Source organism: Ahrensia marina (genome assembly GCF_001293565.1).
Classification (GTDB): Bacteria; Pseudomonadota; Alphaproteobacteria; order Rhizobiales; family Rhizobiaceae; genus Ahrensia; species Ahrensia marina.
Window position 1 is genome coordinate 39,026 of sequence record NZ_JXMU01000022.1, and the last position, 20,778, is coordinate 59,803.

Sequence of the window (20,778 nt, forward strand, 5' to 3'; positions counted from 1 at the left end):
CGACGAAAAGTCAGGTTTTAAAAATGCTTCTAATACATTGCCCTTATTGCGCTGAAGAGCGCCCCGAAACAGAGTTTGCCCATGCCGGTGAAGCCCATATCGAGCGCTCGACGCAAATGGGCGAGTTGACCGATGAAGGCTTTGCAAACTTCTTTTTCTATCGGGACAATACAAAGGGCATCACTTATGAGCGCTGGCGGCACATTCACGGATGCGGACGCTTTTTCAATGCCGCACGCGATACGGTCTCGGACAAGTTTTTGGTGACCTATAAGGCCGGTGAGCCAAAGCCTGACCTTTCTGAAATTGATAACCAGACAAAAGCGGGAGCAAAGTCATGAATGCACCTGTTTCAATCCAGCCAAACCGCATTCCCGGCAAAGGACGGTTAAGCGCTGCCGATCCACTTCGCTTTACATTTGATGGCAAGACTTTGCCTGCGCTTAAAGGTGATACTGTCGCGTCTGCTTTGATCGCCAATGATATTCATCTGGTCGGGCGTTCATTTAAGTATCACCGTCCGCGCGGTATTGTATCTGCCGGATCAGAAGAGCCAAATGCATTGCTTGGTATTCAGCGCGATGTGGCGCGCCATACGCCCAATATACGGGCAACGGTTCAAGAGGTGTATGATGGTCTGGAAGCAACAAGCCAAAATCGCTGGCCATCGCTAAAATATGATATCGGCGAGATCAATGATATTGCATCGCCGCTATTATCAGCAGGCTTTTATTACAAGACATTTATGTGGCCGCGCAAAGCGTGGGATAAAGTTTATGAACCATTTATCCGCAAGGCGGCAGGGCTTGGAAAAGCGCCTGTTCACAAAGATCCGGACCATTATTCATCTCAGCATGAACATTGCGATGTTCTGATCCTTGGCGGCGGCATTGCCGGTTTAAGCGCCGCTTTGGCTGCGGCGAAAAACGGTGCGCGTGTGATCATTTGCGACGAGCAGGCTACATTCGGCGGGGCTTTGCATTTTGATAGTGATGTAACCGTTGACGGGATGGATGGTTTTTCCTGGGCGCAGAAAGTTACGGCAGAACTGGCGGCGATGGATAATGCGCGTGTTTTATTGCGTACAACGGCGTTTGGTTATTATGCGCAAAACTATGTTGCGTTGATCGAGCGTGTCACCGAGCATTTATCAGCGCCAAGAGCCGATTTACCGCGTGAGCGGCTATGGGAAGTGCGCGCTAAGAAAGTCATTATCGCCACCGGTTCGATTGAGCGCCATATGGTGTTTGCCAATAATGACCGCCCGGGTATTTTGCTGGCTTCGGCAGCACGCACCTATCTTAATCATTACGGTGTTGGCGTTGGCAAAAATGTCGGTGTCTATACGGCCAATGACAGCGCTTATGCTGCGGCTTTTGATCTTAAAGAAGCCGGTATTAATATCCCCGCAATCGTTGATGTGCGCGATAATCCGAATGAAGAATTGCTGGCTAAGGCGAGTGCGCTTGGTATTCGCGTTTTGACAGGCCACGGCGTTATGGCGGCCGGCGGCAAGCTGCGCGTCTCGTCAATGTCGGTCGCGCCGGTAAACGGTGGTGCAAATGAAGTTATTGCCGTTGACAGCATCATCATGAGTGGCGGCTGGACACCTTCTGTTCATATGTTCTCACAATCACGTGGCAAGGTGACATATGATGCGGACAAAAGCCGTTTTGTGCCCGGTGTTTACGCGCAGGATTGTGTCAGCATAGGTGCGTGTAACGGCACGGATAATTTAAGTGCAACAATTGATGAAGCGATTGCGGCTGGCGAAGATGCGGCACGTGCGGTTCGCCACAATGCAAAGCAGAGCGCCACGGCGATCAATGCGACCGGCGGAGAGGCTTGGGAAGGAACGCTCATCGGCGCTGCACCGGGCGCGGAAGCCGGTAAAGTCGTCAAAGCATTTGTGGATTTCCAGAACGATGTAACAGCTAAAGATATTCGTCTCGCCGTCCAAGAAGGCTTCCACTCGATCGAGCACGTGAAGCGTTTTACCACCAATGGCATGGCGACGGATCAAGGCAAATTGTCGAATATGCACGGGCTGGCAATTGCAGCCGAAGCGCTGGGCAAGGATTTGCCGGAAGTCGGACTGACAACATTCCGTGCGCCTTATACGCCGGTTACATTTGGTGCGCTGGTTTCTCACTCGAAGGGTACTTTGTTCGAGCCGACACGCAAAACACCGATGCACGACAGTGAAGTGGCAATCGGTGCGGTGTTTGAAGATGTCGGCAGTTGGAAACGCGCCTGGTACTATCCGAAAACCGGTGAGGACATGCATGCGGCGGTTAACCGCGAGTGCAAAACAGCGCGTACAAATGTTGGCATGTTTGATGCGTCGACACTGGGCAAGATTGAAGTTGTTGGTCCGGACGCAGCCGAGTTTTTGAACCTGATCTACACCAACCCGTTTTTGAAACTGGGTGTGGGTAAATTGCGCTATGGCATTATGTGCCGCGAGGACGGCTTTATCTATGATGACGGTGTCGTTGCGCGGATTGCTGAAGACCGTTTTCATGTGACCACCACAACGGGCGGCGCACCGCGTGTGCTCAACATGATGGAAGATTATTTGCAGACAGAGTTTCCGCATATGAAAGTCTGGCTGACCTCAACATCAGAGCAGTGGGCTGTCATTGCTGTTCAGGGGCCAAAGTCGCGCGATATTGTTTCGCCTTTTGTTGAGGGGATCGATCTGTCAACAGAAGCCTTGCCGCATATGTCGATGGCGGAAGGGACAATTTGCGGTGTGCCAACGCGCCTGATGCGGATGTCTTTTACCGGCGAGATGGGCTTTGAAATCAACGTTCCTGCTGATTATGGCCGTGCTGTTTGGGATACGCTTTATCAGGCCGTCGAGGAGGCAGGCGGCTGTGCTTATGGCACTGAAGCCATGCATGTTCTGCGCGCTGAAAAAGGCTATATCATTGTCGGTCAGGATACCGATGGTACGGTTACGCCATATGATGCAGGACTTGGCTGGGCTGTCGGCAAAAAGAAAACCGACTTTGTTGGCATTCGTGGCTTGAAGCGTCCTGATCTTGTTGCAGAAGGACGCAGGCAGTTGGTTGGCTTAAAATCGGTTGACGGGCGCAGCGTTCTGGAAGAGGGCGCGCAGATCGTTGATGATCCAAATCAACCGATGCCGATGAAAATGATTGGATGGGTGTCATCGAGCTATTGGTCCGGAAATGCGCAAAAGCCAATCGCGATGGCGCTAATTGAAGATGGTTTTAATCTCATGGGTAAAAAGCTTTATGTCCCCATGGCCAATGAAGTAATCGAAGTTGAAGTTTGCAAAGCTGTCTTTGTTGACGAAGAAGGGGGGCGCTTGCATGGCTAAGCCATTGAAACTTGAGCGGGCGCATCCGCTTGGCGATCAAAATTTCGGTGCACCCGGTATATCTATCACTTCTGTACGTGGCGGTTATCGTTGCAGTTTGCGTGTTGCGCAAAGTGACATTTCAGCCGTGTCTAACGCGCTTGGTGTTGATCTGCCTCAGGCCCCTAAAACATCTGCACGCTCTGCAAACAGAGTGGCTATGTGGCTCGGGCCGGATGAATGGTTGATATATGATTCCAAAGCGAACCCGATAGACGATTTGAAGAACATCAATGCCCTATGTTCGGCTGTGGATGTGTCCCACCGCAATACGGCGATTGAGGCAAAGGGGCCGCTGGCAGCTGAGGTCATTAATGCCGGTTGCCCGCAAGATTTATCTCTGGAAGTTTTTCCGGTAGGCGCATGTTCGCGCACAATTTTGGGTAAGGCTGAAATTGTTTTGTATCGCGCGAAAGCTGATACTTTTCATATTGAATGCTGGCGGTCTTTCGCACCCTATGTTTTCGAGCTTTTAAGGACTGCGGCTAGAGATCAAAGTGCGTTGGCGGTGCGTTAATTGCGCCGCACCGAACTTTAGTCCGCTTGCTCAATAACAGCGAGTGTCAGCCATGTTGCGGTGAAGGCCGGTTTCAAGCTGCCGTCGATTTCAAGCGTGACTTCATAAGTGGAGAGAACGCGGCCCGACGGTCTGATGTCGGCATCTTGCAGTTTAAAAACCGCCCGCACTTTTGCGCCCGAACGTACCGGTGCCATGAAACGGATTTTATCAAAGCCGTAATTGATGCCCATGGTCGCGCCTTCCAGTTCCGGCAAGGCCTCATAGGTCAGCGTTGAAAGCATGGAAAGTGTCAGAAAACCATGCGCGATGGTTGAGCCGAAAGGCGTTTCTTTTTCCGCCCGCTCAGGGTCGCAATGAATCCATTGATGATCGTCGGTGGCATCTGCGAATTTGTCGATCATTTCCTGCGTAATGACACGCCAGTCGGATGTGCCGACAATCGTGCCGATTGCATTGGGAATATCGTCGAGAGTAATTTTGCGTTTGGTCATGATGTGCGTTTTGGCAGTACGGCCATGTGCAATCAAGCAGATTTTTGTATCGGTCTTTTGTGGTTCACCAGCCAGACACCGGCGACAACAATCAGTGTACCGATGATGAACGGTAATGTTGGCGTTTCACCGAACAATATCCAGGCTTCAATGCCAACGGCAGGCGGCACAAGGTAAATCAGCGATGCCGCACGGCTAACCTGTCCGCGGCGGATCAAGTAAAGCAGCAAAAGAATGGCGCCAAGCGAAAGTCCGAATACCGACCAGATCATTGCTCCGACCGAATGAATGTTGATGTCAAAGGCAAGCGATGGCTCTAAAATGATTGTTATCGGTACAATGAAGACGAATGCGCCGACATATTGCAGCGTTGCAACCGGTATTAGATCGCCTTCTTGCAGAAACCGTTTTTGGTAGATCGTACCAAAAGTAACGCTGGCCATAGCAATAACATTGACAATCAATGGTATGCTGGCTGTGACCAACGTACCCGCATCAAGTGACATTAAGCGCGGGCCGATTGCGATCAACAACCCGATAAGGCCGACAATAATTCCGGCGCGCTGCCTGACGGCGAGGCGCTCTTTGACAATCCAGAATGCAATCATCGCCGTCATAAGCGGTTGCAATGCTGCCAGCAAACCGGAGATCGAGGCGGGTACGCCCCGATTAATTGCCCACCATACACCGCCAAGATAGAGTGTATGCAGAAAGACACCGGAGATGATGGCATGCAGCCAGCCAGCCCGTGTTGTCGGCCATTTGGCGGACATGACAATGGCAATAATTGCAAAAAGCAGCGCTGCAAGTGCAAAGCGCCACGCTAAAAATGTCAGCGGTCCCGCATGGTCATTGGCGTATTTTGCAACGATCCAGCCGGTTGACCAAAGCAACACAAACAACGCAGGTGCAACGGTTTCCAGTTTTATGCTGTTTGCCATTGGGAGCCTTGCAAATAGATAAGTGTAGCGGCGGAGGACGCAGTAATGCAGTCAGAATGCTGTGCGGTGCCGATGTTATATAATGTGAACGAGAGCGCTGAAAGGGAAATATTGTCCCCATTCCATTCTCGCGCTCAAGACGTTTGGCGGTGACGCTTAATTGAGGCCGAGCATCGTTCGTGCTTCCTGCCATGTTGCCACGGGCCGCTCATATTTCTCACATAGATCGGTTACCCGTTTGACAAGCGCCGCATTTGACGGTGCAAGCGTGTCTTTGTCCAAGCGCACATTATCTTCCAGACCTGTACGGGCGTGACCACCGGCGGCAACGGCCCACTGGTTAAGGACAAGCTGGTTCGGACCGATACCGGCAGCGCACCATTGGCTGTTGGGCGACAGGCGTTTTACGGTTTTGACATAATAATCAAACACATCTTTATCCGCAGGCATTGCATTTTTAACACCCATGACAAACTGGATATAAGGCGTGTCATTGATCCGCCCCTCCTTATGCATTAATACCGCCTGATGGATATGCGACAGATCAAATGCTTCTATTTCCGGTTTGACGTCATGCGTGACCATTTCAGCCGCCAGCCAGTCAACCAGATCGGGGGCATTTTCATAAATCCTTGTCGGGAAATTATTCGAGCCAACGGACAGTGATGCCATATCCGGTTTCAGGGACAGCATGGCGCCGCGTTCTTTGCCTGCGCCGGAGCGGCCGCCAGTCGAGAATTGAATAATCATGCCCGGACAATGTTTCAGCAGACCTTCTTGTAATTTTGCAAATTTATCAGGATCGGACGATGGCGTTTCATCATCATTGCGCACATGCGCATGGACTATGCTTGCACCGGCTTCAAATGCTGCATGGGTCGATTCTATCTGTTCGGTGACGGAAATGGGTACAGCCGGATTGTTCTGTTTGCGTGGCAATGATCCTGTGATTGCAACACATATCATACAGGGCTTATTTACTTCCGTCATTGGCTGCTTTCCTCCATCTTAATCGGTTTCCAAAACGGACTAATATGTTTTCTACCTATATACCAGCGATTGGAAATGTCATTGCAATGATGCGATAAACAAAATCCGCGCGAGAATTAACTCACGCGGATTAGGATCTTTTCTACGATAGGGTATATTGGCAGATTATTTTGAATCGCCACCCAATGTAGTTTCAGCGATTAGAACTTTAGAGCCGTCTTCCATTACACGGTAAACACGGCGAACGTCACGCTGTTCTTCTTCATCATACATGTTACGGATGATAACCGTACCTTCAAACTGCTCGTCTGTAGCATTTGCACCTTCAGTTTCGAACAGTGTCTCATCGACAGGCTTATCCAACATCATTGGATTTGGCGCTGCTCCGTCGCTGTAAGACGAATCCTGAGCGTAGGCTGCGCCTGTAAATGCCGCGGAAGATACGATTGCTGCAATAAGAATCTTTTTCATAATATATACTTTCTTGTTTGTTACTTATGCGCTCTGACACGCGGTTCTGCCTAATCAATGCAAAGGGCCCACAATCGTTGCAAAGAATATTGGAAATGTTTGAATTTCTAACGGAAACACACAGTGCGTAAAGTATTTTAAGGCGGCTATTGTTCGGTTAAATTATTGATTTTAATAACATTTTTTCTGTATGCCGAGCAGTGCGTATAAGCGACATTTCGTCAATAGATTATGACTTTCTAAGGCCCTTAATTGCGGAATCGAGCTTGACCTCAAGTTGACTTGAGTTGCTACGCAACGTTGACTGAAGAAGGAAACATCGTTGTGAGCGGAATTGAATTACTAGGCTGTACAGTATTGCTTGGCATTGGTGCGACGCTGTTTATGGATGGCGTTGCGTGGATACGTAAGAAAGTGATGCATGTATCACCGCTCGACTATGGACTGGTTGGCCGTTGGCTCCTTTCCCAATTAGATGGTGTGTTTTGGCATTCGTCTATTCTGTCAGCGCCTGCTATAAAATATGAGAGGCTGACCGGTTGGATATTCCACTATTTGACCGGCATCGCATTTGCGGCTGTTATGCTGTTTGCAACAGGCTATCAGTGGCTTGAAGAGCCTACTGTCTTGCCGCCTCTGCTCACTGGTTTGATTTCAACGGTCGCGCCATTTTTCATTATGCAGCCAGCGTTTGGTTTCGGATGGGCGGCCTCGAAAACGCCGTCGCCTAATACTGCACGATTAAATACGATCATCGCGCATTTGTCCTATGGCGCAGGACTGTATTTCAGCGGCTTGTTCATCATGCAATGGTAATGGCGCTTTTCCGCCATCACTGTGGAGTTGTTTTGACACGACCGGCAATTGTGGAACGCACAATTGCGATGATTGTGATTATTGTTGCCGCCCAGAAGAACCATGTAATCGGACCGCGGAAGAGGATCGTAAAGTCAGTGCCTGACATGAGCATGGACTGCCTGAAATTGTCTTCCAGCAATGGGCCGAGAATAAAGGCAATAAGAAACGGTGCGGCTGGAATGCTGTTTCTCATCATAAAGTAGCCGAGCCAGCCCATGGCAAACATGACGCCAACATCAAAGATATTGTTGTTCACAGCGAACACGCCGAAAATACAAAGAACCAGAACGCCGGGGATAAGAATTCTTTTCGGTACATCGGCGACATATTTAAAGCCGCGAATGGCAACAGAGCCGACAAGGAACAAGAAGATCGAACTCACAATCAGGCCGATGAACAGGCCGTAAATAATATCAACGTTGAGGACGAACATCATCGGCCCCGGCTGCAGTCCATGGATCATGAATGCGCCAAGAATGATGGCGGTAATCACATCGCCGGGCACACCAAGAGCAAGAAGCGGGATGAGCGTTGCGCCCGCGACACCATTGTTACCCGCCTCAGCCGCTGCAACGCCTTCAATTTCTCCCTTGCCGAAATTTTTCTTATTCGGTGACTTTCGCCGTGCTTCTGAATAACTCAAAAATGCAGATGGCGCGGCACCAATGCCTGGAATTGAACCAAGGAACACACCGATAAAACTGCCTCTAACAATCGACTTAAAGCTGTTTTTGTAGTCCTCGAACGTTACCCAGTTTTTGCCGAGCTTTCGGGTCTTTCCGATATGGGCGGTCGGGTTCCAAACCATCGCAATAATTTCAGGTATCGCAAACAGACCGATCAATACGGCAATAAAGTTCAAGCCCCCCATCATGTTCGGACTGCCAAAGGTGAAACGGTTGGTGCCGTACACAAGGTCGAGGCCGATCGTGGCAAGCAGCAGTCCCATCAATGCGGAAAGAGCACCGCGCAGCAGACTGTCACCGGAAACACCGGCAATAATTGTCAGAGAAAACAGGATCAGAGCGAAAAATTCAGGCGGGCCAAAACTTAGTGCAAAAGATGCCAGCCAACCGGCGAATAGAATAAGCGCCAGATTGGAGATCAGGTCTGCTGTACAGGATGCCCACAATGCCATGCCGAGCGCGCGGCCTGCTTCTCCTTTTTCAGCCAGCGGATAGCCGTCAAGTATGGTTGCTGACGAGGCTGGTGTGCCCGGTGTCTTGATCAGAATCGCGGGAATGGATCCGCCAAATATGCCGCCCTTATAGACACCGAGCAGCAAAAGAATGCCTGTTATCGGTTGCAAGGCGAATGTGAAGGGCAGGGTCAGCGCAACGGCCATTGTCGCAGACATGCCGGGAATTGCACCGCCAATAACGCCAATGATAATACCGCCAAAAAGTGCTAGAAATGCATAGACATTGCTGACAAGCGAAAGTCCGGCAAGAAGGCTGTCTATCATGCTCATGGTAGTCTCACAAAATCACCTTGCGGAATTGCAACACCAGCAACATGCGCAAAGAATACATATAATAATAAAGGAATGACGACAGCGCAGATGACTGCAGTAACAGGATGACGTGTCCTGACAAGAAAAGCTGTCGAGATAAAAGAAAGCATGCACGTCCACACCATGCCGAGCACGGGCAGGAGCATCATCGTCAAAACCATAATGACGGCCATGCCTAACAGGCGCAGCATAGCCGTGCGTGTGTCGTCGGAAGGCTCGTTAATTCTTTCATCGGTTGGGGGTGTGCGCCACCATTCGATAAAAAGGAGTATGCCGACAAGGCCGGTCAGTGCTGAAATTGTATAGGGCCAGAACAAGGGCGACAGAACAACTTTGCCGACATTGCTTGGCGAAGAAACCCAATAGGGGATCGCAAAAAATATGAGAAATAATGAGATTGCGCAGGCCAGAAGCCCAAGGCGCAGATGGATCGTTTTGGCGGTCATGAATTTCCTCAAGGGCAGGCCACACCGGCTATCTTAACCGGTGTGGCTTTCAATCAGTCAAAGAAGTTATCAACCTTTGATGCGCATGCCGAGTTCGTCAACCAGCGCACGGAAACTTTCGTACTGTTCCTGAATGAATGTATTGGCATCTTCAGGCGTCATAACATTGATCACAGAACCGCGCTTGGTCATTTGATCAACAAAGTTTTGATCGCCAGCCGCCTGGCCCATCCATTCGCCCCATTTTGCCGCAACATCATCGGGCAGGTCAGCAGGACCGGCAATGCCTGTCCACCCAACCAGTTTTTCCAGTGCAGGCTTGCCTTCATCTGCAGATGTTGGCGCATCAAAACCGGCAACAGGCTCTGCTGTTGTCACCAGAATTGGCTTTAGCTGTCCGTTAGCCACAAAACTTGCCAGCGCTGATGTGTTTGTACAGATGAATGTCGCAGTTCCATTAAGAACAGCTGTTGCTGCCTCGCCGCCGCCTTTTTGTGGAATATGGGTGGCTGCTGTCAGCGGGTCTTCGACACCATATTCATTAAGCACCATTGCGCCAGCAAGGTGAAGCAGCGAACCGACACCTGAAGAGCTGTAGCTCACGCCGCCTTCATTAACCTTGGCAATCAGTTCGTCCATAGAGTTGATGCCGGAAGACGGGGAAACCGCACATGCGACGGGATTGATTTCATAAACGGTGACGAAGCGAAAATCGTCAAGCGTGTAAGGCAATGTATCTTTCATCGCCGGGCTGACCGAGTGTGAACCAACACGGGCAAACAACATTGTGTATCCGTCAGGCTTAGCGTTTTGCACAACAACAGAACCTGTAGCGCCGCCGGCACCGGTGACGTTGGACATAACAAGCGGCTTGCCCACTGCTGTTCCAAGCGGCTCGGCGATCGTGCGCGCGGAAATGTCTGTTGCGCCGCCCGCGCCGTAAGGGATGACCATGTTAATTGGCCGCTCCGGATACTCCGCATAAGCCGTACTTGCAGTCAAAGCGAGCGCCATCGTGCCCAATGCACCTAGCAATTTCATTTTCATATCTTTCCTCCCAGTTGATACGATTGCGGTCCCACAGAAATGTCGTGAAACCGTCCTTGACCAAAGCTTATTATTAAGACAAAATTTGAAAAAGCAATTTTTTCTAATCTTTTTCGATAGTTTTGTTTACGTCAAGAGAGGGGCTCCGTTGTCAATTCGTATGCTGAAAACGCTGCTTGCTGTTGCAGACCATCGCACATTCTCGGCAGCGGCGGATGCTGTTGCCGTGACCCATGCGGCGGTTAGTCAGCAAATGCGGACACTTGAAGCGGAAATGCAGGTTGCTCTTTTTGATCGCAGCGGACGTACACCGCAATTGACGCCTGTTGGCCGGGCGATTGTTACGAAAGCCCGCGAAGTTGTAAAAGCCTACGATAACATCGTTCCGTCGGTATTGGGCGATGTCGGTTTGCAGGGTGAGATTTTGCTGGGTGCAATTCCGACGTCGCTGACCGGCCTTGCGCCGCTTTCTATCGCATTGTTACGCAAAACATATCCCGATATCAGGGTACATGTTCAACCGGGCCTTACGACTCCGCTTCTGTTACAGATTGAACGGGGCAGTATCGACGCGGCGATTGTGTCACGGCCTGCTGTGTTGGCCAATGGTATCGGTTTTTTGGATGTCGCGCATGAACCTTTACAACTGATTGCGGCACAAGAAACAAAGTCTGATGATTATTTGGAATTATTGCGCGAAATGCCCTTTATCCGCTTTAGCCGGGATGCGGTTGTCGGCAACACGATTGAAACATGGTTGCAGTCAAAGAACATTAAAGTGAATGAGATGATGGAGCTTGAAGGGCTTGAAGCGATTTCAAGCATGGTGCTTGCCAATCTCGGTATTTCCATTGTTCCAACCCAATCTGTCAAACAATTCAGTACTTTACCGCTTAAGAGAATTCCGCTGCCTGACGGTGCACCGGTGCGCAAACTGGGGCTAGCTTTTAACAAAGACAGTCCGCGCAAACGGCTTATCGAAGAAATACATACGGCATTACTAGAAGCGGTGAAAATTGGCGTGTTCCAACCGCAAAGCTTTTCTGCGGATGAACAAAAATGAACGACGTTACATTATTCTATCTGGTTTTAGGCAGCGCGGCTGGCGGCTTTATCAATGGTTTGGCCGGTTTTGGAACGGCACTGTTCGCGCTTGGGTTTTTCCTCAATATCATGCCGCCGGTACAGGCGGTTGCCGTTGTTGTTTTGCTGGCGGTTGTCAGCGGTCTACAAGGCTTATGGATTGTCCGCACAGCGATTGCCGAAAATCCGGTACGCCTCATGCGGTTTCTTGTGCCTGCTCTCATCGGCATTCCGCTTGGCGTTGCCATGTTGACCTATATCGACGCGCAAACGCTGAAGCTTACAATTGCGATTTTTCTGTTGGTTTATGGGGGCTATTTCACCTTGAGGAGCACCTTGCCAACGATTGAAAGACGAACACCGGTTATTGATATGCTGGTTGGTTTTTCCGGTGGCATATTAGGCGGGATGGCATCCTTATCAGGTGCTTTACCGACTATGTGGTGCTCAATGCGGACATGGCCGAAGGCTGAAACACGCGCTGTTTTACAACCCTATAATGTCATTGTTCTCGTGCTGACATCCGCCATGCTTGCGTGGAAGGGAGCTTACTCAAACCAGACCCTGCTGTATTTTCTTGTGGCGCTTCCCTCGACGATGATCTTTGCGCAGATCGGTATTGCGGTATTCAAGCGGCTCAAGGATCACCAGTTCCGGCGGTTGCTCATCATTCTAACCTTTGTGGGCGGATTAATTTTGTTGCTTCGGACTGTGATTGGATAGGAAATAAAATTGCGTTTTAATAAAATTAAAGTCTCTGCTTTCCGTGTGCCGATTGAGAAATATGTCGCGACATCATTTGGTGTGATGCGTGATCGGCCTGCGGTTTTTGTTCAGCTTGAAGCCGATGACGGTGTTAAAGGCTGGGGCGAGATTTTCGCCAACTGGCCAGCGGCGGGCGCAGAGCATCGCGCGCGCCTTTTGATAGAAGACATTGCCGATGTTGTGTTTGATATTGACGCGCAAACGCCATCAGAATTCTGGGAGCAGCTTGATTCCAGAACACGCATACGGGCCGGTCAGTGCGGGGAGTGGGGGCCATTTAATCAGGTTATAGCGGGGCTTGATACAGCGCTCAATGATATTGCCGCGCGGCGTGAAAATGTGCCTCTGGCTCAATGGTTAAATAAAGATGCGCCGAAATCTGTACCCGTCTATGCCAGTGGCATACCGGTCTATACCGCGAAGGACACAATCAACGAAGCGCGGGCGAGCGGTATTAAAGCGTTCAAAGTGAAAGTCGGTTTCGATAGGTCCAAAGATCTGGCGGCGCTGGAAAAAATATCTACAGATATCGGGCAGGACGAACGCCTGTTTGCCGATGCCAATCAAGGGTGGTCGCCTGAAGAGGCTGTGTCTTTCATGCAAACTGCCGACCGTTTTGGGCTGGGCTGGATCGAGGAACCGGTTACGGCCGATACATCACTTTCGCAGTGGCAGGCGTTGGCTAGCCAAATCAAAACACCGATTGCTGCCGGTGAAAACATATTTGGCGAGGACAGTTTTGCTGAAGCCCTTGCCAGCAAGGCTTTTAAATATGTTCAGCCTGATGTGGCAAAATGGGGCGGTGTGACGGGCTGCTACCGCGTTGCGCGCAGTACGGTCGCTTCAGGATTTACGTATTGCCCCCACTTTTTGGGTGGAGGCATTGGGCTTGCTGCATCGGCGCATATTCTGGCGGCTACCGGTGGTGACGGGTTGCTCGAACTGGATGTAAACCCCAACCCGTTGCGTGATACTTTTCTGACCAACGAAATTCAGGATGGCGCGTGGACCATAGGCACCAAACCGGGGCTTGGTATTGATGAATTGCCTGATGCGATCATGCAGTTCAAAACATTGACGCTTGAAAAATCCAGACCCTGATTTCTCGTTTCAACCTGAAAGGCCGCACCATGTATACGCTTTACCTATCAAAGGGCAGTTCGGCCATCTCGGTGCAAATTTTGCTGGAAGAGATCGGTGCGCGCTATGAAATTGAAGAAGTTTCAATTGCAGACGGCGACAATGCGAAGCCTGCTTATCTTGCGGTTAACCCCAAAGGTCGCATACCCGCATTGTTGACCCCTGAGGGTGTGCTAACAGAGAACACGGCGATCATTGCATATCTCGCGCAGGCTCACGCGAGCGCCGGTTTAATGCCTGACACCGCGTTTGCATTTGCAAAGGCGCAAGCGCTCAATGCTTATATAGCCACAACAGCGCATGTCGCCTTTGCCCATTTAAAGCGCGGTGCGCGGTGGGCCGATGATCCTGAGGCCCACACATCCATGATTGAGAAAGTGCCGGATAATATCCGCGAATGTGCCCGCATTATCGAAGAGCATTATATCGCCGGCCCTTGGGCGCTTGGCGATGAATATAGTTTCTGCGACCCATATCTTTTTCTGATGCAGAAATGGATGCAAGCAACAGGTGTCGATATTACCGAATTTCCAAAATTAATGGCACACCGTGATTTGATGCTCGCGCGCCCTGCTGTGAAGGCGGCGCTGGCAAGGCAATAGGTTTGACGGCTAATGCGCTGATCCGCTCGGCGCCGGCAGGCCTTCTATCATGACATTGATACAGGCAGGCTTTCTGCTCGCGACCGCGCGTGTGAGCGCAGCATTGAGTTGTGAAAGCTCGGTGACGTATTCACCGTGACAGCCAAGCGCGACGGCCGCCTCATCATAGCGCGCAGTACTCAAATCGCAGCCGATCAGGCGATCAGAACCATAATCGCGCAGCTGTATCTGGTGTTCGGCATTCCATTTCTGATCGTTTCCGATAATCGCAATGAACGGGATATTATTGCGTGCCGCTGTCTCAAATTCAGCAAAATGAAAACCAACTGTGCCATCGCCCATTAAAGTGAAAATTGTGGCATCAGGAGCTGCTTTTTTTGCGCCCAGTGCATAGCACAGACCGCCGCCAATGGCACCGGAGACACCGTTGACGATACGCCGCTCGGCACCGGTTATTGCCTGCGCCCATTGTCCGAATTCGCCGCCGTCGCAAATTAAAATTGTATCGTCGAGACCTGCGATCTTATCTTTGATGATTGCGCAAAGTGTCTGCGAATTAAGCTGCTCTGTGTGAGTTGAATTAAGATGTTTCACCATCGTTGCTTGCTGCACAAATGCGTGCCATTCGCTACGCTCAACAGCATCATTGTTTTCGGCTGCTGAAAGCGCATGAGCGCATAATTTCGCATCCGCAGGAATGGCCAGTACCAATTTCTGATCCAGATTGTTTTGCGCCTGACGTTGTTCTTTTTCGCTGGAATTAACGATGACCCAGCGGGCTTCAGGAGCGTTGCCAAATCCCGTTGTGAAATCGATCGATTTGCCAAGGGAGACGATCAGATCGGCTTTCTCGAACACGCTTTTCAAATCGCTCTTGGAAGGGTCTTTGAAACCGCGCGGGCTTTCCATACAGATGACAGGCACGTCAAGGGCTTGTTCCAGCTTTGAAGCAAGTTCCGGCGCACGGGTTTCATTCAGTGACGGGCCGAGCACGATGAGCGGGCGTTCGGCTTTTGCAATAAGGTCTTGCGCTTGTTGTATGTGCTGTTCGGTTGGTGCGCCATTGTCCGGCTCGATATTAGGCTGCGCGCCAACGGACTTATCATCAAGGCTCTCGCGCAAAAGATCATCGGCAAGCGCCAGATGCACCGCACCGGGCTGGCCGGTCGTCGCTTCAAAAATGGCTGTGTGCGTTTGCGCTATCAGTTCCTGAACAGACGTTGGCCTTGCAGAAAATTTCGTCAGCGGCTTTGTGATCGCGACTTGGTCCATTTCCTGAAATGAACCTTTGCCGTCTTGAGATAACGGACTGTCACCGCTCAATATCAGAACGGGTGTTTGCGATAGACCGCAGGTAAACATCGGCCCGAGCGCATTGGCAAGTCCCGCGCCGGCGGTCACCAGCGCAACGCCGATAGTGCCCGTAATTTGGGCATAGGCTTCTGCCATATAGACAGCGGCCGCCTCATGGCGTGTGTGTATGATTTCGATGTCGGCATCAATACAGGCATCGAAAACCGGCATGATCTGGTTGCCGCTTAATGCAAATATTTTTGTGACACCGGCTTTTGCCAGAGAAGCGACTAGATGTTCAGCGCCTTTCATTAAATAACCTCATCGGAGCGGTCGTCAGTTTCGCCGTAACGTTTGAGTGTCGCGGGACGTGTGCCTTCATAAACCCGCTCGATATTCTGCGCTATTTTTTCATTCTCGCGTTCAAACAGGCAGTCGCCGTTAAGGTCCGAGGCGACGATAAACGGCCCCATTCTATTGCATTTTATGACCCACATTGCTTGAGCGAGACCAAGTTCGTCGACCCAGTGCACCGCTTCTACTTTTTCGATACCGCGCCCCAGAAGTGCGCCGGTGCCATAGCCGACCGTTGACAGGTAAATGGCACCATTGGGCACAAAATAGCTTTTGTAATCCTTGGACGTCATGCCGCCTTTGCCGATGATCAGTTTTGCGCCAGTTTTCTGCATCCATTCAGGCAGCCATTTGGCAAAACGGAAAGAGGCTGTTGCGGTTACAGCGCCCATATCGAAAGTGCCGTCATCATTGACCCTTGCGGCCGGTGAACAATGGAAGTTCGCAGCGCTTTGCGAAGGCAGTTCCATGGGAATATTCGCCTGTTTTTCCAAAGCACGCATATAAACGCCCTCGCGAGCCGTATAGAGCAAACCGTTCAAATAAACGACATCGCCCAGCTTTAATGCCGCAATGTCCTCATCTGTCGGGGTCGTGGATAAATCTATTTCACGCGGCTTCATTCTGCTGCCTCCCGTACAGGGTTCCATTCGACAGTGTCGCGGCGCTGGTAATCGGTAAACCAATCCGGATCGGTGCGGTGTTCCACAGTGCCATCACTGTGGATACGCGCTACGGCCCGGCGCGATGACAAGCAAAAGGCGTGAACCGACATCGGCATACCGCCGGTATGGCAATAGCCAACCTCGATATTGCAGTCGACAACCATGCTTTTGCCGACGAAACCCATCGCGCCCATGCCGATGGAGTTGCCAAGTTCTTTAAACTCGTCTTCCATCTCTGCGATTTTCGGATCGGAATTCCGGCTGCCTACGGTGCGTAAAACCGACGCGCGTTTGCCAAGGGTCATACAAATATCTTTCGAGCCGCCAAGCCCGATGCCGATAATGGCGGGCTGACACGCAAGGCCGCGTTTGCCAAATGCCATCAGACTATCAAGATAGAAGCGCTTGATGCCTTCAATGCCGTCGGATGGAAACAACATGCGGTAATCACTGCCGAACAGTCCACCCTTGTGCACTGTGATCAGATCAATCCATTCACCGCCCGGCTCGTAACCATATTCGATTTCAGGTGCGCCAATACCAACATTATTATTGTGGTCTGTGCGCCAGAGCGGATGCACACGATTGGGACGCAGTGGCACCCCGTTCGTTGCTTTGGCCGTTGCGCGACGCAGTGCTGCCTCAAGTGCAATCGGCCCGCCTTCAATCTGGGTTTCATTGCCCATTTTCACAAACCAGCGCGGCACACCGGTATCGCCGCACATTGCGCGCCGGTCTTCTTTTGCCGCTTCATAATTTTCCAACATGGCTTGCAGGACAAAAGACGATAAATCACCGTCTTCCGTGCTTGCTGCCGCTTTTAAACCGTCCAGATAATCCTGCGGAATTTCAATTGCCGCCTTGTCCATTAGGGTGAGGGCGGTCTCTTCGATTTTTTCTATTGAGATCATTGTGCTGCCACCAGAGTTTCGGGTTCATGGTCCGGCAAGATGGTTTCGCCCGGTTTTACAATTGTGAATTCAACCGGCTCGCGTGTGACTTCAATGTCCTTGCCGCTTTGCTTTGCCACAGTAAAGTAACTGTCTATGAGCTCGCCGGGTTCCGGGAAGTCTTCACGGAAATGCGCACCGCGCGAGTTTTCGCGTGCAATACCGGCCTCGGCAATCACCTGCGAAATATCGCAAAGAGAGCGCATGTTCAGCCAGTCATGCCAGGTGAGGTTGAACGCAAGATTGTCGTTTGAAACGCCAACCTCCATGAGATTTTGCGAGATTTCCGCAATGTTTTTCAGCGCGCGTTTCATGCCGGTTTGTGTTCGCATAACGCCAACATCTTCCCACATGACTTCCTGCAACTGCTTGCGCAAGGGAAGAACCAGAGCGGGCTGTTTTATCAGCGGGTGAATGGCACGTTCCAGCTCACTTTCAAGCACCGCTTCATCCGGTTCGCGCAATGTCAGCATTGAGCGCAAATCGCTTGCCATCGTGTCACCGGCAATGCCGCCATAGACAGTTGAATTGGCAACGCCATTGCCACCCAGGCGGTTGGAGCCATGGGCGCCGCCAGCATCTTCGCCTGCCACATAAAGCCCTTCAAGGGCAGTGCGCGTATCCACATCAACGACTACGCCGCCCATAAAGTAATGGGCTGTCGGCACGACTTCGACTTTACCCGCAGCCAGGTCAAAACCACTGTCAGCGCAGCGCTTGACCATGCCGCTGAATTTCTTGCGTACATTGTCCGGACCAAGGTGCGCCATCGAGATGAAAACGCCGACCTGCTCGGGATTATTGTTCTTGCGCATTTCAGCATAGATACCGCGGCTGACAACATCGCGCGTGGCGCGTTCACCCTTGGCGTCATAGTCGAACATAAAGCGCGCGCCATTGTGATTAATCAACTGGCCGCCAGCGCCGCGTAATCCTTCCTCCAGCACCGTGCCGGTCATACGCGTATGTTCGCCGGCCAACAGACCTGTGGGGTGAAACTGTACCATTTCCATATCGCGCAGTGGCAGGCCAACGCGCAGTGCCATAGCCAGACCGTCCATCGTTTTGTCACCGGACGGTGTATGATATTTATACATGGTCGGGCCGCCGCCGGTGGCCATGAGAACAGTTTTAGCCCGTACAAACCGGAACTTACCGGTGCGCATATCAATCATCAAAACGCCGGACAGCGCTTTTCCATCCTTTGTCGGGATCAGTCCGATTGCACGGTGTTCCTGCAGCTTTTCAATCGGGCGCGAAAGAACCTGCTCCATCAAACGGTTGATAATTTCGATGCCGGTCAGGTCGCCTTTGTGAACGGTTCGGTCGGCTGTCTGTCCCGCGAATGCTTTTTGATGCAAAGTGCCGTCGCTATTGCGGTCAAAAAAGCAGCCGATTTCATTTTCCAGTTCGCGGATGCGCACGACCGCTTCCTTGCAGAGGCGCCAAGCCATGTCCTGATTGGGCAGCCATTTGCCGCCATTGATCGTGTCCATGAAATGCCGTTCCACGGTGTCGCCGCCGCCCAGCGCGACATTGTAACCGCCTTGAACCATGCGCGTGCAGCCGCATTTTCCAATGAGACCTTTGACTGCAATGGTGATCTTTGTGCCTTCAGGGGCCGATTGCTGTGCATGCAGCGCGGCAAACAGTCCTGCGCCGCCGGTTCCCAGAATGAGGATATCCGTGTCGTGCCGTTCAATGTCTTTCACTGTAAACATGACTTACACCGCCTGAAGAAAGAATATCGTCGATAGGAAAAACGCGGCACCAACTGCGCCAGCGGCCAATGTTTTTTGCGGCGCGGTCCAAGGCAGCCACTCCAGTGCCATCAAACGCAAACCGCCGAACATGTGCACGGCCAGAAGGAACACCAAACCATATTCGGCGACTTTAACGACCGGAATTTCCGCAAATTTTAGAAACCCGTCGAGTAGGGCCGGATTTGTGATTGCCTGTGACAGAACATAAAAGTGAACCGGCAAAAATAGCGCTAAAATCAATCCTGACAAACGGTGCAGAATATAAGCGAGCCAAAGCGGATGTGTTCTTGCAGGGCGCTTCATAGGAATGTCACGGCCAATACTGCCCGCCCTCCCAATAATAATAGCCCGATACCGATTGCCCACGACAGCAAGTTAAGTGTGTTGCCTTTTATACCAAGCCATTCGTTTAAAATGACGCGCACGCCAACGGCCGCGTGAACGCTGACCGCTAAAACAAAAGTGCCATAAAACAGGAACCATAAGATGGATCCTTGCGTCCTGCCGAGGATCTCCGCTGTGGTGATGCCGGATTGCACAGCGTAAATCATCACGGCAATATGACCGAGCACCAGCGGTGCCATGACAAGGGCGCTCAAACGCTGCGCCATGTAAAGCCGAATATCCATCTCAGCGCCCTTTCTTGAAAAATGATTTGCTCGTCGCACGCTTAAGACCGGCAATCGCCTGCATAGGGTTCAACTCATTGGGGCAGTAATGCGTGCAACTTCCTATTGAGTGGCAGCTGTGACAGCCGCCTTTGCCTGATACGGCGTCAAGAATTGCGGATTTATCCGCGTCTTTCACATCGTTATAAACGGTCCATGCCCGTTGCAGTGCCGCCGGCCCCAGATAATCGGCATTGTTCGTCACGGTGTCACAGGCAGCATAGCATACAGCACAATTGATACATTCAATGCCTTCGTTCGCCGTTGTGCGCGCTGCGTCCTGTGGGTCAATTTGCTCTATCGGCTCATAGCGCGTGCGCGTCGGGTGATGCACTCCTTCAGCTTCCACCCATTTGCCGAAGAACGGATCCATATCGGCAACAAGGTCCTTGATGACCGGAAGGTTTCTAAGAGGCTCAATCTTAAGCTTTTGATTGGTCGAAACTTTTTTAACATGGGTGCGGCATGTCCAGCGCGGCTGACCGTTGACCATCATCGCGCAACTGCCGCACATGCCCACACGGCACGCAAAGCGATAGGTTAATGTCGGGTCAACATTTTGCTGAATCCACGAGACAACATCCAACACGGTTTGATTGTCATAGGCGGGGACCTGAAAGGCTTCCTGATAGACGCCGTCGCCACTTCCACGGCTCACCGTCACATTCAAAAATTCGGCCTTAACTTCCACGAGAAATCCTAACAATCGCTCCTAAAACACGTCATTGATATTTATAACCGTGAGTTAAAGTAACGGAAAGGAATATTTATTTTATGTTTTTGTAATTTTTATTAACAATTAATCTGGTTGAGTAAACAGATTAAAACCG

Annotated in this window: 22 protein-coding genes; 8 read left to right on the forward strand and 14 right to left on the reverse strand. The window is 51.2% G+C overall.

Annotated elements, in window-relative coordinates:
* Positions 1 to 23: 23 nt before the first annotated feature.
* From SU32_RS13865 to SU32_RS13875, 3 genes are read left to right on the forward strand one after another with little or no spacing between them, the layout of a single operon-like run.
* Positions 24 to 341 (forward strand): sarcosine oxidase subunit delta, encoded by a 318-nt coding sequence (locus SU32_RS13865; RefSeq protein ID WP_053999974.1) that lies wholly within the window; start codon positions 24 to 26, stop codon positions 339 to 341.
* Complete coding sequence (locus SU32_RS13870; protein WP_053999975.1) at positions 338 to 3,349, forward strand: sarcosine oxidase subunit alpha; 3,012 nt, start codon at positions 338 to 340, stop codon at positions 3,347 to 3,349. The genes SU32_RS13865 and SU32_RS13870 overlap by 4 nt, the downstream gene beginning before the upstream one ends.
* On the forward strand, positions 3,342 to 3,905 hold the full coding sequence (locus SU32_RS13875) for a sarcosine oxidase subunit gamma (protein WP_053999976.1): 564 nt from the start codon (positions 3,342 to 3,344) through the stop codon (positions 3,903 to 3,905). Before SU32_RS13870 ends, SU32_RS13875 begins: the two co-directional genes overlap by 8 nt.
* Before the next feature lie 17 nt (positions 3,906 to 3,922).
* Here SU32_RS13875 and SU32_RS13880 read toward each other — a convergent pair whose 3' ends face one another.
* The 4 genes from SU32_RS13880 to SU32_RS13895 all read right to left on the reverse strand — a co-directional run bounded on the left by SU32_RS13880 (position 3,923) and on the right by SU32_RS13895 (position 6,801).
* Positions 3,923 to 4,399: a MaoC family dehydratase gene (locus SU32_RS13880; RefSeq protein ID WP_054000002.1), complete on the reverse strand. Its 477-nt coding sequence runs from the start codon at positions 4,397 to 4,399 to the stop codon at positions 3,923 to 3,925.
* 32 nt (positions 4,400 to 4,431) lie between these two features.
* Entirely contained in the window at positions 4,432 to 5,340 is a 909-nt protein-coding gene (locus tag SU32_RS13885) for a DMT family transporter (RefSeq protein WP_201454958.1), read from the reverse strand.
* Between the two features lie 156 nt (positions 5,341 to 5,496).
* Positions 5,497 to 6,330: a 3-oxoadipate:acetyl-CoA acetyltransferase gene (locus tag SU32_RS13890; RefSeq protein ID WP_053999977.1), complete on the reverse strand. Its 834-nt coding sequence runs from the start codon at positions 6,328 to 6,330 to the stop codon at positions 5,497 to 5,499.
* A gap of 165 nt (positions 6,331 to 6,495) precedes the next feature.
* The gene (locus SU32_RS13895) at positions 6,496 to 6,801 is read right to left on the reverse strand and encodes a hypothetical protein (RefSeq protein WP_053999978.1); all 306 of its coding nucleotides are present in this window, start codon (positions 6,799 to 6,801) and stop codon (positions 6,496 to 6,498) included.
* A gap of 324 nt (positions 6,802 to 7,125) precedes the next feature.
* Here SU32_RS13895 and SU32_RS13900 point away from each other — a divergent pair, with 324 nt between their 5' ends.
* Positions 7,126 to 7,617: a DUF2938 domain-containing protein gene (locus SU32_RS13900; RefSeq protein WP_144421147.1), complete on the forward strand. Its 492-nt coding sequence runs from the start codon at positions 7,126 to 7,128 to the stop codon at positions 7,615 to 7,617.
* A gap of 16 nt (positions 7,618 to 7,633) precedes the next feature.
* Here SU32_RS13900 and SU32_RS13905 read toward each other — a convergent pair whose 3' ends face one another.
* The 3 genes from SU32_RS13905 to SU32_RS13915 all read right to left on the reverse strand — a co-directional run bounded on the left by SU32_RS13905 (position 7,634) and on the right by SU32_RS13915 (position 10,665).
* On the reverse strand, positions 7,634 to 9,130 hold the full coding sequence (locus SU32_RS13905; protein ID WP_053999980.1) for a tripartite tricarboxylate transporter permease: 1,497 nt from the start codon (positions 9,128 to 9,130) through the stop codon (positions 7,634 to 7,636).
* Positions 9,127 to 9,618, reverse strand: coding sequence for a tripartite tricarboxylate transporter TctB family protein (locus SU32_RS13910; RefSeq protein WP_053999981.1), 492 nt, complete (start codon positions 9,616 to 9,618; stop codon positions 9,127 to 9,129). The genes SU32_RS13905 and SU32_RS13910 overlap by 4 nt, the downstream gene beginning before the upstream one ends.
* A gap of 69 nt (positions 9,619 to 9,687) precedes the next feature.
* Positions 9,688 to 10,665: a Bug family tripartite tricarboxylate transporter substrate binding protein gene (locus SU32_RS13915; RefSeq protein WP_053999982.1), complete on the reverse strand. Its 978-nt coding sequence runs from the start codon at positions 10,663 to 10,665 to the stop codon at positions 9,688 to 9,690.
* A gap of 148 nt (positions 10,666 to 10,813) precedes the next feature.
* Here SU32_RS13915 and SU32_RS13920 point away from each other — a divergent pair, with 148 nt between their 5' ends.
* The 4 genes from SU32_RS13920 to SU32_RS13935 are packed head-to-tail and all read left to right on the forward strand — an operon-like array spanning position 10,814 to position 14,255.
* A complete protein-coding gene (locus tag SU32_RS13920; protein WP_053999983.1) occupies positions 10,814 to 11,728 on the forward strand; it encodes a LysR family transcriptional regulator in 915 nt (304 codons plus the stop codon).
* Positions 11,725 to 12,471, forward strand: a complete 747-nt coding sequence (locus tag SU32_RS13925; RefSeq protein ID WP_053999984.1) for a sulfite exporter TauE/SafE family protein — start codon at positions 11,725 to 11,727, stop codon at positions 12,469 to 12,471. Before SU32_RS13920 ends, SU32_RS13925 begins: the two co-directional genes overlap by 4 nt.
* A gap of 9 nt (positions 12,472 to 12,480) precedes the next feature.
* Positions 12,481 to 13,614: a mandelate racemase/muconate lactonizing enzyme family protein gene (locus tag SU32_RS13930; protein ID WP_053999985.1), complete on the forward strand. Its 1,134-nt coding sequence runs from the start codon at positions 12,481 to 12,483 to the stop codon at positions 13,612 to 13,614.
* A 29-nt stretch (positions 13,615 to 13,643) separates the two neighbouring features.
* Complete coding sequence (locus SU32_RS13935) at positions 13,644 to 14,255, forward strand: glutathione S-transferase family protein (protein ID WP_053999986.1); 612 nt, start codon at positions 13,644 to 13,646, stop codon at positions 14,253 to 14,255.
* 9 nt (positions 14,256 to 14,264) lie between these two features.
* Here the strand turns inward: SU32_RS13935 and SU32_RS13940 are convergent, their stop codons facing one another.
* Genes SU32_RS13940 through SU32_RS13970 form a run of 7 tightly spaced genes read right to left on the reverse strand, consistent with a single transcriptional unit; the run spans position 14,265 to position 20,654 of the window.
* Positions 14,265 to 15,860, reverse strand: coding sequence for a thiamine pyrophosphate-binding protein (locus tag SU32_RS13940; RefSeq protein ID WP_053999987.1), 1,596 nt, complete (start codon positions 15,858 to 15,860; stop codon positions 14,265 to 14,267).
* On the reverse strand, positions 15,860 to 16,525 hold the full coding sequence (locus tag SU32_RS13945) for a fumarate hydratase C-terminal domain-containing protein (RefSeq protein WP_144421148.1): 666 nt from the start codon (positions 16,523 to 16,525) through the stop codon (positions 15,860 to 15,862). The genes SU32_RS13940 and SU32_RS13945 overlap by 1 nt, the downstream gene beginning before the upstream one ends.
* Complete coding sequence (locus SU32_RS13950; protein WP_053999989.1) at positions 16,522 to 17,478, reverse strand: fumarate hydratase; 957 nt, start codon at positions 17,476 to 17,478, stop codon at positions 16,522 to 16,524. Before SU32_RS13950 ends, SU32_RS13945 begins: the two co-directional genes overlap by 4 nt.
* On the reverse strand, positions 17,475 to 19,238 hold the full coding sequence (locus tag SU32_RS13955; protein ID WP_053999990.1) for an L-aspartate oxidase: 1,764 nt from the start codon (positions 19,236 to 19,238) through the stop codon (positions 17,475 to 17,477). The genes SU32_RS13950 and SU32_RS13955 overlap by 4 nt, the downstream gene beginning before the upstream one ends.
* Before the next feature lie 3 nt (positions 19,239 to 19,241).
* Positions 19,242 to 19,583: a succinate dehydrogenase/fumarate reductase transmembrane subunit gene (locus SU32_RS13960; RefSeq protein ID WP_053999991.1), complete on the reverse strand. Its 342-nt coding sequence runs from the start codon at positions 19,581 to 19,583 to the stop codon at positions 19,242 to 19,244.
* On the reverse strand, positions 19,580 to 19,909 hold the full coding sequence (locus SU32_RS13965) for a succinate dehydrogenase (RefSeq protein WP_053999992.1): 330 nt from the start codon (positions 19,907 to 19,909) through the stop codon (positions 19,580 to 19,582). Before SU32_RS13965 ends, SU32_RS13960 begins: the two co-directional genes overlap by 4 nt.
* Position 19,910: 1 nt before the next feature.
* Positions 19,911 to 20,654 (reverse strand): succinate dehydrogenase/fumarate reductase iron-sulfur subunit, encoded by a 744-nt coding sequence (locus SU32_RS13970; RefSeq protein ID WP_245625546.1) that lies wholly within the window; start codon positions 20,652 to 20,654, stop codon positions 19,911 to 19,913.
* Between the last annotated feature and the right edge of the window lie 124 nt (positions 20,655 to 20,778).